Below are 14,666 nucleotides of genomic sequence, written 5' to 3'. Positions count from 1 at the left end.
CCATCGCCTCCGGAGTCATCCGGTCCGGCACAAAGTGTTTTGCGGTGCAGGCCTAGCGGCGATGTTGCTTCATCGCCGATGCCACTTCGCGCTGACCGTCGCGATCGCGTTCGGTGGCGCGCTTGTCGTGCTGCTTCTTGCCCTTGGCAAGACCGACTTCGCATTTGATGCGGCCGCCCACGTAATGCAGGTTGATCGGTACCAGCGTGTAGCCGGACCGCTCGACCTTTTCGATCATCTTCTTGATTTCGGCGGCGTGCAGCAGTAACTTCCGGGTGCGGGTTGCTTCCGGGTGAACGTGGGTTGAGGTTGAGGTGAGGGCGCTGATGTGCGCGCCGAACAGGAAAACCTCATTGCCGCGCACAATCACATACGCTTCCTTGAGCTGGACCCGGCCGGCGCGGATCGACTTGGCTTCCCATCCTTGCAGGGAAAGACCGGCTTCAAAGCGCTCCTCGACGAAGTAATCGTGAAAAGCTTTTCTGTTATCAACTATGGTCATGAGGTAAAGATCGGTGCGGTCGGTTAGAATTTCGGACTTCTGATTTTATCAAACGGTTCAACTCCAATGGCAGTCGTTCACAAATCCGTTTTTCTCGGCTACAGCGCAGAGCAAATGTTCGCGCTGGTAGACAAAGTCGAAGACTATCCCATATTCCTGCCGTGGTGTGGCGGCGTTGATGTCCGTTCGCGCGAAGGCAATACGCTGACTGCGACCTTGCACATCAAGTATCACGGCATCAAGCAAACCTTCACCACCGAAAACACCAACGTGCCATCGTCGTCGATGACGATGCAGCTGGTCGATGGTCCGTTCAAGCGACTGCATGGTGCATGGACCTTCAAACCGTTGCGCAGCGACGCCTGCAAGATCGAATTTGATTTGCAGTACGAGTTTTCGAATCGCCTGATCGAAGGCGTCATCGGGCCAGTGTTCAACATGATTGCGAACAGCTTCGTTGATTCTTTTTGCAAGCGTGCCGAGGTGGTGTATGGCTGATGCGGGCGAGGCAATGATTCCCGTCATGGTGTGTTTTGCGACACCCGCGGAACAGCGCATGATCTCGATTGCGATGCCCGTTGGCAGCACCATTGTCGATGCCGTGCGCCAGACAATGCCGGAGATTGGGCTGGATCATCATCGCGTTGGTATTTTCGGCAAGCTGAAAACGCCAGAAACACTGTTGCGCGCCAATGACCGGGTCGAAGTCTACCGTCCGCTGCTAGCGGACCCGAAAGAGTCGCGCCGCAAACGCGCCAGACAATAGCCGTCTGCACGACGGGTCACGGACAATCGCTAGTGATCTTTTTGACGTTGCGCATTTCGACGACGCGTTGTTCATCGGACATGGTGGAGCGTTCCCCATCCTTGTCGGTGGTAACAATGCGGATGCCGTCGTCGAGGCTGCGGGCATACGAACGTGCCTTCTCGCAATTGGCGGTTTTGTTGGCAGCAAGTTTGGCAGCATCGGCAGCTTTCTGGTCTTTCTCGGTCTGCTCCATTTTGCGTTTCTGAAAATCGGCATTGCGCTCCGCGGTCGTCATCGGTGCGTCTGGCGGGGGCGACCTGGACTGATTGGTGTCGGCTTTGTCTGCCGTTCTTGCAATCGGTTCTGCCGGCTTTGCGCCGGGTTCTTTCAGGATATTTTTTCGCGGGACGGATGGCGGTGGCGGCATATCGGAAAACTGCTTGTTGCCACTTGCGTCTACCCACGCATACTGAGCCGCCGCGAGGCTAGCGGCACTGGACAGGGCCAACAGCACAGCGAGTTGCAGACAGGCGATTGATCGGTTTTTCATGATCTCTTTCGGGAATGGCATTGAGGTATGGCAATGATTTCGCCATGCTTTCGCTGGTCTGTCAATCAATGCCGCAGTCTCTGTTGGCAGATGGCATTCTGACGATGACTTCGGAGGGGTTTTCTGTATAATTCGCTTTTGCGCCAATAGGAAAAACTATGCGTCTTCTTCAAAAGGCACTCACATTCGATGACGTGCTGCTCGTCCCGGCTTACTCGAACATCCTTCCCAAAGACACCATCCTGCAAACGCGCCTTTCGCGCAATATCACGCTGAACATACCGCTGTTGTCTGCTGCGATGGATACCGTGACCGAATCCCGGCTGGCGATTGCAATGGCGCAAGAAGGCGGCATCGGCATCATCCACAAAAACCTGACTCCGCGAGAGCAGGCCCGTGAAGTTTCCCGGGTCAAGCGGTTCGAGTCCGGCGTGGTGCGCGACCCGATCACGATTCCACCGAACATGAAGATCCGCGATGTCATTTCCTTGTCGGCGCAGCACGGCATCAGCGGCTTCCCGGTCGTCGAAGGCAAGAAGGTCATCGGCATCATCACCAACCGCGACCTGCGTTTTGAAGAAGAACTGGACGCCGAAGTCCGCGCCAAGATGACCGTCCGCGAGAAACTGGTTTTCGTCAAGGATGGGGCGGAGCTATCCGAAGCCAAGCGCCTGATGAACAAGCACCGTCTCGAGCGCGTCCTGGTCGTCAACGACGACTTCGAACTGCGCGGTCTGATCACCGTTAAAGATATCCAGAAATCTACCGAACATCCGTTTGCCTGCAAGGACGAACACGGTAAATTGCGCGTCGGCGCCGCCGTTGGCGTCGGTGCCGACAACGATGAGCGCATTGAATTGCTGGTAGCTGCCGGTGTCGATGTGGTGGTGGTCGATACTGCCCACGGTCATTCGCAAGGCGTACTGAACCGCGTGAAATGGGTCAAGACCAACTTTCCGCATGTCGATGTCATAGGCGGCAACATCGCTACAGCCGCCGCCGCCAAGGCGCTGGCGGACCATGGTGCCGATGGCGTCAAGGTCGGCATCGGCCCGGGTTCGATCTGCACGACACGGATCGTCGCCGGCGTCGGCGTGCCCCAAATTTCTGCCATTTCGAATGTCGCACAGGCCTTGAAAGGTACCGGGATTCCGTGCATCGCAGACGGTGGTATCCGTTTCTCTGGTGACATCGCCAAGGCACTCGCGGCTGGAGCCTCCAGCGTGATGATGGGCAGCATGTTTGCCGGTACCGAAGAAGCACCGGGCGAAGTGATCCTGTTCCAGGGTCGCAGCTACAAGTCGTATCGCGGCATGGGCAGCCTGGCTGCGATGGCGGACGGCTCGGCTGACCGGTATTTCCAGGATGCCGGTAGCGGCAATGACAAATTCGTGCCGGAAGGTATTGAGGGTCGTGTTGCCTACAAGGGCAGCGTGCTGGCTATCCTGTATCAACTGGTGGGCGGCGTGCGCTCCTCGATGGGTTACTGCGGCTGCGCGACCATCGAAGAGTTGCGCGAAAAAGCCGAGTTCGTCGAAATCACCTCGGCCGGCATGCGCGAGTCGCACGTCCATGATGTGCAAATCACCAAGGAAGCGCCGAACTATCGCGCCGAATAAGTAGCATAAGCACTCTGAAATTATCGACAAGCAGGGCTGCCGGAACTCCGCGCAGCCCTGCTGACGTTTTATTGATCCGTATTTTTTTAAGTCGACCATGGCCATGCATTCCAAAATTCTGATTCTCGATTTCGGTTCCCAGGTGACCCAGCTGATTGCGCGCCGCGTGCGCGACGCCGGCGTGTTTTCCGAAGTCTTCCCGTATGACGTCAGCGATGAATTCGTGCGCAACTACGGTGCTGCCGGCGTCATCCTTTCTGGCGGTCCGAACTCGGTCACCGATGGCGATACGCCGCGTGTTCCGCAAGCGGTGTTCGAATTGGGCGTGCCCGTATTCGGCATCTGTTATGGCATGCAAGCCATGGCCGAGCAGCTTGGTGGCAAGGTCGAAAACGGCAAGGTGCGCGAATTCGGTTACGCGGAAGTACGCGCGCGCGGCCACACGGCGCTGCTCGATGGCATTAGCGACTTCACCACCGCTGAAGGTCACGGCATGCTCAAGGTCTGGATGAGTCACGGCGACAAGGTCACCGAGATGCCGGCCGGCTTCAAGCTGATGGCGTCCACCGAGAGCTGTCCGATCGCCGCGATCGCTGATGAAACACGCCACTTTTACGCGGTGCAATTCCATCCGGAAGTCACCCACACCCTGCAGGGAAAAGCCATCATCGGCCGCTTCGTGCATGAAATCTGTGGCTGCAAATCGGACTGGAACATGCCGGATTACATTGCCGAAGCAGTCGCATCGATCCGTCAACAAGTCGGCAGCGATGACGTCATTCTCGGATTGTCGGGTGGTGTCGACAGCAGCGTTGCAGCAGCGCTGATCCATCGCGCCATCGGCGACCAGCTCACGTGCGTGTTTGTTGATCACGGCTTGTTGCGCCTGAACGAAGGCGACATGGTGATGGACATGTTTGCCAACAACCTCGGCGTCAAAGTCATCCGCGTCGATGCCACCGACCAGTTCATGGGACATCTGGCCGGCGTCACCGATCCCGAAGTCAAGCGCAAGATCATCGGCCGTGAATTCGTCGAAGTGTTCCAGGTCGAGTCGGCCAAACTGAAGAATGCCAAATGGCTGGCTCAGGGCACCATCTACCCGGACGTCATCGAAAGCGCTGGCAAAGGCAAGAAGGGTCACACGATCAAGAGCCACCACAATGTCGGCGGCCTGCCTGAAACCCTGAACCTGAAATTGCTGGAGCCGTTGCGCGAACTGTTCAAGGACGAAGTACGGGCGCTGGGTGTTGCGCTGGGCTTGCCGGCCACCATGGTGTACCGCCATCCATTCCCGGGTCCGGGCCTGGGTGTGCGAATTCTGGGTGAAGTCAAAAAGGAATTCGCCGACCTGCTCCGGCGTGCCGATGCCATCTTCATTGAAGAGCTGCGTAATTGCACGATTGACTTGCCAGCCGGTATCGACCAGCAAGGCATCGTCAAGAACTGGTACGAAGGTACCAGCCAGGCGTTCGCAGTATTCCTGCCGGTGAAGTCGGTTGGCGTGATGGGCGATGGCCGGACGTACGAATACGTGGTGGCACTGCGTGCAGTGCAGACGCAGGATTTCATGACGGCGCACTGGGCGCATTTGCCGCATGAGCTGCTGGGACGGGTGTCGAACCGGATCATCAATGAAGTGCGCGGTATCAATCGCGTGGTCTATGATATTTCGGGCAAGCCGCCGGCGACGATTGAGTGGGAGTGAGTTGAGGGCGTCACCTGTTGGTTATTCACCGGGCAAGCGCCGACCGCGTTACATCAATTTTCCGGTGATATTGAACCCCTTGAAACCTTGATACCTTGATCTAACAACAAGCCCGGCACGCAAGTGGTCGGGCTTGTTTAATCAGCACCTACCGCAACCGTAACCCCATCCATGCGTAATGCAATCACCCTGCATTCCCGGCATCCCACCAATCAATGCTTCATGCTCCGATGCATGCTTCGATGCATACGCCGCAACCCCATCCACACCACGAACACCACCACCGGCACCATCAGCCCGGTGACGACATCGGCATTGATCGGCAGGCCGGCCGCCTTGGCCGCCTTGGCGCCATAGCCGCACAAACCCACCATGTAATACGACACCGCCACCACCGACAATCCTTCGACCGCCTGCTGCAAGCGCAGTTGCTGGGCGGCGCGGGCGTTCATCGATTGCAGGATTTTGCGGTTTTGCAGTTCCTGCACGATGCCTACGCGGGTGCGCAGCAAATCATTCGAGTGCGCGATGCGTTCGGCCAGTGCTTCCTGGCGACGCGCGGTGGCGGCGCAGGTACTCATGGCGGGGGCCAGCCGGCGTTCCATGAATTCGCCGAGTGTCGGAATGCCGTCGATCCGGCTTTCGCGCAATTCGTCGATACGTGCCTTGACCAGCTGAAAATAGGCTTGCGAGGCCGAAAACCGGTAACTGTTGTCGACCGAAATTTTTTCATTACGCGCAGCCAGGCTGGTGATGCTGCGTAGCAGCGTGCGTTCGCCGTCGTCCTGTTCTTCGGCGGTGCTGTTGATCAGTGCATCGGCCACGGCACCATCGCTGTCGACCATGGTCGCCGTCAGCAACGCCAGTTCGGCTTCGATGGCATTGAGGGTGGGGGCCGATGCCTGCGCATGGGGCAGGCCGAGCAAAGCCATCATCCGGTAGGTTTCGATTTCCAGTACGCGCTGTACCAGTCGTCCCAGCTGTTGCTGGCGCAAGCCGACATCGCGTATCACGAAGCGGCTGAAGCCATCCGACTGGATCAGGAAATCACTCCATACCTCGGCACCTTGCAGCACCGTACTGGCAGCCAGCGACAGTCCCTCGAACGCGTCGCGTATTTCGGCACTGGCGCTGTCGCTGGGGCCGTCGGCTTTTTCGAGGACGACGTGGGCGGCCACCATGATCTTGCCACCCAGGCCATGCAACCACTGCTGCGGAATCTGCATCAACGGTACCCGCTGGAAGGCCTCTGCCAGTGGTACGTTGTCCGGAGTGCTCTGGGCGAAGGTGTAGGTGGCGAATTCGGTATGGCATTCCCACTTCAAACGAAAACGGCCGAAGTCATGATAAAAATATTTGGCATCGAGCGCCGGACCAGCCATGCCGAAATACCCGCACAGCTCGCGCAAGGTATGCAGCTGCCAGTCCGGCGTCTCGATGGTGCGGTCATACAGCGCCAAATGGGTCACGGTTTCCGGCGCATCGAGTTGCAGGAACGGACGCGAATGGGCTTCTGCGGCCAGTGGCATGCGCAGTGGGTGGTTCAGGGACGGATTGGCGATGGGCATGGCGTCAGGCGATCAGGTTGTCAGGCATAAAAACAGGGCTGGCGCGCAAGTTATCACACGACCAGTCTGTCATCACGGATCAGCACAATAAAAAATCAGCGCAATAAGTACTCTTCCAGAAACCGCACCAGCGAAAAAAAGTAAAAATCGGCATTCGGCTTGCGCGCAAACCCGTGCCCTTCGTTGTCTGCCATCAGATACCAGACCGGCACGCCATTCTTGCGGACCCGCTCGACGATCTGCTCGGCTTCGTTCAACGGCACGCGCGGATCGTTTTTTCCCTGCACCACAAATAGAGGTTTGGTGATTTTTTGGGCATTGTTCAGTGGCGCGATCCGTTCCATGAAAGCGCGCATCGCCGGATCACGTTCATCGCCGTATTCGACCCGACGCAGGTCGCGCCGATAGCTTTCGGTACGTTCCAGAAAACTGACAAAACTGGAGATGCCGACCACATCCACCGAGCCGGTAATCCGGTCTGCATAATTGGTCGATACCGCCAGGCTCATGTAGCCACCGTAACTGCCGCCCATCACGACCACCCGCGTCGGATCGAGGTCGGGCTGGGTGGCAATCCAGTCCAGCAAGGCACCGATATCCTTGACCGAGTCTTCGCGCAGCATGCCATTGTCGAGCTTCAGGAAGGATTTGCCGTAGCCGGTCGAGCCACGCACATTCGGCTGGATCACGGCAATGCCAAGCTCGTTGACCAGATAATTGATGCGACCCAAAAAGCCCAGTCGCGCCTGGCTTTCGGGGCCGCCATGGATCTGGATCACGACCGGGCGCGGGCCTTTGAATTTGCCGTCGGCGCGTGCTTCGGGGCGCGACATGATGCCGCTGATCATGCGGTTGTCAAAGCTCTTCCAGCGCACGATGGCCGCATCGCGAAAGCTGCCGGTATCGATGCCGGCAGTGGGCGCGGTCCATTGTTCGGTGGCGCCGGTGCGCAGGTTCAGCGTCATCACTTCGCCCGGGCTGCGGGCCGAATTCAGGCTCAGTCCCAGTTCATCGGCAGTGCGCCATTTGATGCGCGAGACCGCACCGGATGGCAGCGCCGGGTGTGGCAATTCGCGCCCGTGTGCCGCATCGAACAGATGTAGCTCGGACATGCCATCGTTGTTGACGACGGTGGCAACCCGATCGTTCAGGCTGGCCGGTTCGACATGGGTTACGTCCCAGGCGATCTTTTTTGACAGGATGGTTTGCTTGCGTGTGGCCAGGTCGATGCGCACCAGTTGCTGGAATTCGCCAGCCGCATCCGAGGTCGCCAGCAGGCTCTTGTCATCGCGCGAAAAATGCACTTCGCCGTAAAAGACCGGCACGCTGACGGCTCCCGGCGCAGGCAGTATCTGGCGTCGCGCACCGCTGGCCACATCGATCAGCCAGACCGTGCTTTCATTGGCCGAGACAAAATTGGTGGCCACCAGCTGGCGGTCATCGCGCGACCATTGCGCTGGTACTTCGCTCCAGCCACCGCCCGGTAGCGACGCGATTTTGCGTTTGGCGCCAGGCTGCAGCGGATCGAGCAGCCAGAGTTCGGTGGTGACGTCGGCGCGTCGGGCGGCACCGGCGGTCTTGTCGAGCTGGGTGGAATAGACCAGCACACGATCCTTTGCGTGGTTCCATTCGCCGGCACCGTGCTTTTCGTTCGGGTCGGTCAGCAGCGTGACCTTGCGGGTGGCCAGATCCATCCGGAACAGCTGGCTGGCTTCGCTACCGCCTTCGTCTTTTTCAAACAGGATGTAGCTGCCGTTCTTTGGCTCGAACCAGGCGGCGCGCACCGGGTCCGGATAATCGGTCAGCTGTTCCAGTTCGCCCATGGGTTTACGCAACAGATGGACTTGCACGCCCACGCCGCTGGTACGGGTGGCGACCAGCATTTCACGCCGGGTCGGATGCCAGTCGAGCAGCACGCGTGACCGGAAATCGTTGTAGCGTCCGGCCAGTTGCGCCATCGCGGCGGGAATCGGCGGAATGCCTTCGGCGGTCAGGTGCGGGTTGGGGGCAATGACGTCCTCCGGCCCGGTGTGTGCGGACGCGGACAGACAGGCCATCAGCAGCGTGGCGGCGAGGGTCACAGTACGTAAAGGCTGGGGGAGCAAGTGGTTCAACACGTTTTCATTCCTTTGCATGGGAGCAGAGCGGGCTCATGGGCACATCATTATTTGGCGAGAGAACTACGCGGATTCCAGCGCCGCAGCAATCACTCTGGCGATCGATAAAATCCGTGCATCCGCCATCGCCGCACCGACCACCGACAAGCCGACCGGCAGCGTTCCGTCCGCATGGCACGGCAGTGATACGGCGCAACCATCCAGCAAATTGACCCAGGCGGTATTGCGCAACACCAGATTATTGATGCGGAAGTACACCTCGTCCGACGCTTCCAGCCATGCCGTGGGAGGCGCGACGATCGGCACCGTCGGCAGGATGAGCGCATCGAATGGCGCCATCGCCTGTTCCATCCGCACGATCCAGTTGTCGCGTGCCAGGTGCAGGTGGATGTAGTCGGCCGCACTCATGCCGGCGCCGTAGGCGATGCGCTTGCCCACACGCGGGTCGTAGCCGTTACCGGAGCGTGCCAGCAAAGCGCGATGCCATGCATACGCTTCCGCCCCCGAAAACTGACTTAGTGCGATGAACTCATCGAGCTCTGCCAGTGGCGTATCGAGGATGACGGCACCCGCCGCCGACAGTCTTGACAGCGCAGCCGCAAAGCTGCGCGCGACATGGTCCTCCATCTGATCGAGCACGATGGCTTGCGGTATCGCCAGTCGCAAACCGGCCAGCGATATGGATTTGACGATCAGCGGCGTGTCGGCAATCAGGCTATCGACCAGCACGCAATCATCGACCGAGCGGGTCATCGCGCAAATCGTGTCGAGTGTGGTGGAAAGCGGGATGGCGCCGCGTGTCGGCACGCGCCGGGCGGTCGACTTGAAGCCCACCAGCCCACAAAACGCCGCCGGTATCCGGATCGAGCCGCCGGTGTCGGAGCCGATCGCCGCCACGCAGATGCCGGCAGCGACCGAGACCGCTGCGCCCGAGGACGAGCCACCCGGAATCCGTGCGACCAGTGCATCGGCCGGATTGTCCGGTGTGCCGTAATGTGGATTGAGCCCGACACCCGAAAACGCAAACTCGGTCATGTTGGTCTTGCCGATGATCGCAGCGCCAGCCCGCCGCAAGCGTTGCACCACGGGCGCGTCGTGCAGGGCGGGGGTGGCGTCGCGCAGCACCGTCGATCCTGCCAGCGTCGCTTCGCCTGCCACGTCCAGCAAATCCTTGATCGACACCGGCAAGCCGGCCAGTGCCGACAGTGGCGTCACGCCAGCGACATGCATCGCATCGGCATGGCGTGCGGCGGCGAGGGCTGCGTCGGGATACAGGCGGGTGAATACGGCGCTGCTGTTTGTTGCCGCGGCGAGGCTGGCTTCGATCAGGGGCAGGCGCTTCTCCTGGCCGAGGGCAGGGATGCTGGAAAGGCGTTGCTTGGGCATGAAGGCGGGATCTTTCTGATGATCAGCGGTCGAAAAAAGATAGCACAGAGTAACGATTTCGCCGTCACGAGTTTTCTGTCGCGCAAGCCTTATGCATGTCGGCTTGCCACCAGATCAGGTCATCGTGATCTGTTGCCTATAAAAGAGGCAGCGCCGCAATCCGGCACCGCGACTGGCTTGCGACAGCGTTCCACACGGTTATGCACAATGTTATTCACAGAAAGCGGGCATAAGTCGGTGGCATGTCACCAATGATGGCGAAGCCGGCAGCGGATTGGAAAAGATCAATGCCCGAGCGTTGCATGGATTACCGGCACTGATGCGGCACGGTATAATTCGCGTTTTCCGTTCCACACCGTGATGCCGTCTGCGGTATCACCACAACTCTCCTCATGCCATGTTGATTTTGCCGGGCTCCAACGCGCTCTCCGCTTTTCGTTCCCAACGTCTTTTAGCGCAACTGCAGAAGGTTGATCACGCGATCATTTCGGTCACGGGCCGCTATCTGCATTTCATCGGCAACGGCAGCGAACTGTCGCATCAGGACAGTGACCGGCTCAAAGGCTTGCTGACCTACGGCGAGCCATTTTCGGGTGTCGCCGACGGTGACGAGTTTGTCGTGATTCCACGTTTCGGAACGATTTCGCCATGGGCCAGCAAAGCCACGGACATCGCGCATAATTGCGGCCTTCAGCAAATCCACCGCATCGAGCGCGGCATCGTGTATCACATCCGTGTCAAGGCCGGCCTGCTGCGCGGCGTCAAGCATCTGGCCGACGCCAGCGTGCGCGGCGTGGCCGATGCGCTGCATGACCGCATGACCGAGATGGTGCTGCGACATCCCGATGATGCCGCCGACCTGTTCCGCGAGCTCGATGCCAAACCGCTCGAATCGATCGACCTGATCGGCGGCGGCAAGGCCGCGCTGGTCAACGCCAACAGCGAACTCGGGCTGGCCTTGTCGGACGACGAAATCACCTATCTGGCCGAGGCCTTCACCCGCGCCGGTCGCAATCCGACCGATGTCGAACTGATGATGTTCGCGCAGGCCAATTCCGAACATTGTCGCCACAAGATTTTCAATGCCGACTGGACCATCGACGGCGTGGCGCAGTCGAAGACGCTGTTCGGCATGATCAAGAACACCCACGAGCTGCATCCGCAGGGCACCATCGTGGCCTACAGCGACAACTCGTCGATCATCGAAGGCGCCAGCGTGATGCGGTTTTATCCGCGCGGTGCGGCTGCGGGCAATGAATACGCCCCTTCGCAAGAGCTGACCCATATCCTGATGAAGGTCGAGACACACAATCACCCGACTGCGATTGCGCCATTCCCGGGCGCGGCCACCGGTGCCGGTGGCGAGATTCGCGATGAAGGTGCGACCGGCCGTGGTGCCAAGCCGAAAGCCGGCCTGTGCGGTTTCACGGTATCGAACCTGATGTTGCCGGGTGCCATACACAACTGGGAAAACGCCCACGATGTGACTACGCCCGAATCGGTTAGTCACCCCTACGGCAAACCGGACCGGATCGCTTCGGCGCTGCAGATCATGATCGATGGCCCGATCGGTGCAGCCGCCTTCAACAATGAATTCGGTCGCCCTATCCTGGGTGGCTATTTCCGTACCTACGAACAGAATGTCGCTGGCACCGTGTACGGCTATCACAAGCCGATCATGATCGCCGGCGGCATCGGCAGCATCGCCGACCAGCACACCAAAAAGAACGACCTGCCGGTCGGCAGCCTGCTGATCCAGCTGGGTGGTCCCGGCATGCGCATCGGCATGGGCGGCAGTGCAGCGTCGTCGATGGCGACCGGCACCAATACCGCAGACCTGGATTTCGATTCGGTCCAGCGCGGCAATCCGGAGATGGAACGGCGTGCGCAGGAAGTCATCAATTGCTGCTGGCAGATGGGCGCCGAGAATCCGGTCCTGTCGATCCACGATGTCGGTGCCGGTGGCCTGTCGAATGCCTTCCCTGAAATCACCAACGATGCCAAACGTGGCGCGATCTTTGACTTGCGCAAAGTGCCGCTGGAAGAAAGCGGCATGGCACCAAAGGAAATCTGGAGTAATGAATCGCAAGAGCGCTACGTGCTGGCGATTGCACCCGACAGCCTGGCGCTGTTCCAGTATTTCTGTGAGCGCGAGCGCTGCCTGTTTGCGGTTGTCGGCACCGCCACCGAAGAGCGCCAGTTGAAAGTGATCGATCCGGCGCATGGCAACAATCCGGTCGACATGCCGATGGATGTCCTGCTCGGCAAGCCGCCAAAAATGCATCGCGATGTGCGCCACGTCGCGCAGACATTCCCGCCTGTCGACCTGACCGGCATCGACCTGATCAATGCCGGCCAGCGCGTGTTGCGCTTGCCGACCGTGGGCGACAAATCTTTCCTGATCACGATTGGTGACCGCACTGTCGGCGCCACCAGCGTGCGCGACCAGATGGTCGGGCCGTGGCAGGTGCCGGTGGCCGATTGCGCTGTGACGGCCATGAGTTTCGAAGGCTATCTCGGTGAAGCGATGTCGATGGGCGAGCGCACGCCGCTGGCCGTGATCAACGCTGCTGCCTCGGGCCGCATGGCGGTCGGCGAAGCCATCACCAACATTGCCGCTGCTGCGATTGGCGACATCTCCGACATCAAACTGTCGGCCAACTGGATGGCCGCTTGCGGTCAACCCGGCCAGGACGCCGCGCTGTTCGATACCGTCAAGGCCATCGGCATGGAACTGTGCCCGGCACTCGGCATCAGCATCCCGGTCGGCAAGGATTCGCTGTCGATGCGCACCACCTGGAAAGACGAGGCAGCCGACAAATCGGTGACCTCGCCGATTTCGCTGATTGTCTCGGCCTTTGCGCCGGTGCAGGATATCCGCCGCTCGCTGACGCCGCAATTGCGTACCGACGTTGGTGACACCGCACTGATCGTGATCGACCTCGGCCGTGGCAAAAACCGCATCGGCGCGTCGGCGCTGGCGCAGGTCTACCAGCAACTCGGCGACAGCACGCCGGATGTCGATAGCGCAGACGACCTGAAGGCGTTTTTCAGCGCAATCCAGCAACTCAATTCGGATCAGCTTCTGCTGGCCTATCACGACCGTTCCGATGGCGGACTGTTTGCCACTCTGTGCGAAATGGCGTTTGCCGGTCGCGCTGGTATCACCGTCAACCTCGATATCCTGGCCATGGAAAGCGAGCACGCCGCCGACTGGGGCGACTCCAAAAACTGGGCCTCGCAAGTCGGCGAGCGGCGCAACGAACTGACCTTGCGCGCCTTGTTCAGCGAAGAACTGGGTGCCGTCATCCAGGTCCGCGCCGAACAAAAATCCGATGCCATGAACGTGCTGCGCAGCTTCAACCTGGGTGCCTGCAGCCACATTATCGGCAAGCTCAATGAGCGTGGCATGATCGAATTTACCCGTGACGCCAAGGTGATCTACCAGCAGCCACGCATCGACCTGCATCATTTCTGGAGTGAGACCAGCTGGCGCATCGCACGCCTGCGCGACAATCCGGAATGTGCCGATGCCGAATATGCGCGCATCCCCGACAAGACCGATCCTGGCATCACGCCGGTCCTGAGCTTCGACCCGCAGGAAGACATCGCGGCACCGTTTATCGCCACCGGCGTACGGCCGAAGGTCGCGATCCTGCGTGAGCAGGGTGTGAACTCGCATATCGAAACCGCCTACGTAATGCACAAGGCCGGCTTCACCGCCGTCGACGTGCATATGAGCGATCTGATCGCCGGTCGTGCGCGGCTGGCCGATTTCAAGGGCGTGATTGCGGTGGGTGGTTTTTCGTATGGCGACGTACTCGGCGCAGGCGAAGGCTGGGCCAAGACCATCCTGTTCAATCCGGCCCTGGCCGAGCAGTTCGCGCTGTTTTTCCAGCGCACCGATACATTTGGTCTGGGTATCTGCAACGGTTGCCAGATGATGAGCAACCTGAAATCCATCATTCCCGGTGCGCAAGCGTGGCCCAAATTCACCCGCAACAAATCGGAACAGTTCGAAGCCCGCTTCGGCATGGTTGAAATCACCGAGTCGCCATCGATTTTCTTCGAAGGCATGGCCGGCACCATGACGCCGATTGCCGTGGCGCATGGCGAAGGCTATGCCGACTTTTCGCTGACCGGTGATATCGATACGGCGCTGGTGGCATTGCGCTATGTCGATAACAAGGGTGAGGTTACGGAAAGCTATCCGTATAACCCGAACGGTTCGCCTGATGGCATTACCTCGGTGACCACGCCGGATGGTCGCTTTACGGTGCTGATGCCGCACGCAGAACGGGTGTTCCGCACGTCGCTGCACTCATGGCATCCGGAACAGTGGGGCGAGGATGCGCCGTGGATGCGGATGTTTCGGAATGCGCGCAAGTGGGTGGGGTGAGCGGGATGGCCGAGCCTGAATGGTTTTCAGGTTTGCGTCCCAATGGTGAATGAAAGCGCTGGCAGCAGC

At 59.6% G+C, this 14,666-nt stretch carries 10 protein-coding genes; 5 read left to right on the top strand and 5 right to left on the bottom strand.

Annotated features, from left to right (window positions below):
• Positions 1-52 precede the first annotated feature (52 nt).
• On the bottom strand, positions 53-502 hold the full coding sequence (gene smpB, locus ABD720_RS15130; protein ID WP_344764379.1) for an SsrA-binding protein SmpB: 450 nt from the start codon (positions 500-502) through the stop codon (positions 53-55).
• Positions 503-568: 66 nt separating this feature from the next.
• Here smpB and ABD720_RS15125 point away from each other — a divergent pair, with 66 nt between their 5' ends.
• Both ABD720_RS15125 and ABD720_RS15120 read left to right on the top strand, forming a co-directional pair.
• On the top strand, positions 569-1,000 hold the full coding sequence (locus ABD720_RS15125; RefSeq protein WP_344764378.1) for a type II toxin-antitoxin system RatA family toxin: 432 nt from the start codon (positions 569-571) through the stop codon (positions 998-1,000).
• The gene (locus tag ABD720_RS15120) at positions 993-1,268 is read left to right on the top strand and encodes an RnfH family protein (RefSeq protein ID WP_344764376.1); all 276 of its coding nucleotides are present in this window, start codon (positions 993-995) and stop codon (positions 1,266-1,268) included. Before ABD720_RS15125 ends, ABD720_RS15120 begins: the two co-directional genes overlap by 8 nt.
• 16 nt (positions 1,269-1,284) lie before the next feature.
• On the opposite strand, the gene ABD720_RS15115 is transcribed toward ABD720_RS15120, so the two are convergent.
• The gene (locus ABD720_RS15115) at positions 1,285-1,800 is read right to left on the bottom strand and encodes a DUF4124 domain-containing protein (RefSeq protein WP_344764373.1); all 516 of its coding nucleotides are present in this window, start codon (positions 1,798-1,800) and stop codon (positions 1,285-1,287) included.
• Between the two features lie 158 nt (positions 1,801-1,958).
• Here ABD720_RS15115 and guaB point away from each other — a divergent pair, with 158 nt between their 5' ends.
• Positions 1,959-3,419 (top strand): IMP dehydrogenase, encoded by a 1,461-nt coding sequence (gene guaB / locus ABD720_RS15110; RefSeq protein ID WP_344764370.1) that lies wholly within the window; start codon positions 1,959-1,961, stop codon positions 3,417-3,419.
• A gap of 103 nt (positions 3,420-3,522) precedes the next feature.
• Positions 3,523-5,127 carry a glutamine-hydrolyzing GMP synthase gene (gene guaA, locus ABD720_RS15105; protein WP_344764524.1) on the top strand — a complete coding sequence of 535 codons (1,605 nt, stop codon included), beginning with the start codon at positions 3,523-3,525 and terminating at the stop codon, positions 5,125-5,127.
• Positions 5,128-5,339: 212 nt separating this feature from the next.
• Here guaA and ABD720_RS15100 read toward each other — a convergent pair whose 3' ends face one another.
• The 3 genes from ABD720_RS15100 to ABD720_RS15090 form a co-directional block, all read right to left on the bottom strand.
• Entirely contained in the window at positions 5,340-6,695 is a 1,356-nt protein-coding gene (locus tag ABD720_RS15100) for a DUF3422 family protein (protein ID WP_344764368.1), read from the bottom strand.
• 95 nt (positions 6,696-6,790) lie between these two features.
• Positions 6,791-8,809 carry a S9 family peptidase gene (locus tag ABD720_RS15095; protein WP_344764366.1) on the bottom strand — a complete coding sequence of 673 codons (2,019 nt, stop codon included), beginning with the start codon at positions 8,807-8,809 and terminating at the stop codon, positions 6,791-6,793.
• 66 nt (positions 8,810-8,875) lie between these two features.
• Positions 8,876-10,198, bottom strand: coding sequence for an amidase (locus ABD720_RS15090; protein ID WP_344764364.1), 1,323 nt, complete (start codon positions 10,196-10,198; stop codon positions 8,876-8,878).
• Positions 10,199-10,595: 397 nt separating this feature from the next.
• On the opposite strand from ABD720_RS15090, the gene purL reads away from it, so the two are divergent.
• The gene (gene purL, locus ABD720_RS15085; protein ID WP_344764362.1) at positions 10,596-14,597 is read left to right on the top strand and encodes a phosphoribosylformylglycinamidine synthase; all 4,002 of its coding nucleotides are present in this window, start codon (positions 10,596-10,598) and stop codon (positions 14,595-14,597) included.
• Positions 14,598-14,666: the final 69 nt, after the last annotated feature.

Source organism: Actimicrobium antarcticum, from assembly GCF_039536745.1.
GTDB classification, from domain to species: Bacteria; Pseudomonadota; Gammaproteobacteria; order Burkholderiales; family Burkholderiaceae_D; genus Actimicrobium; species Actimicrobium antarcticum.
The sequence above is the reverse complement of the archived record's forward strand: the minus strand, read 5'-3'. Positions and strand labels throughout refer to the sequence as shown.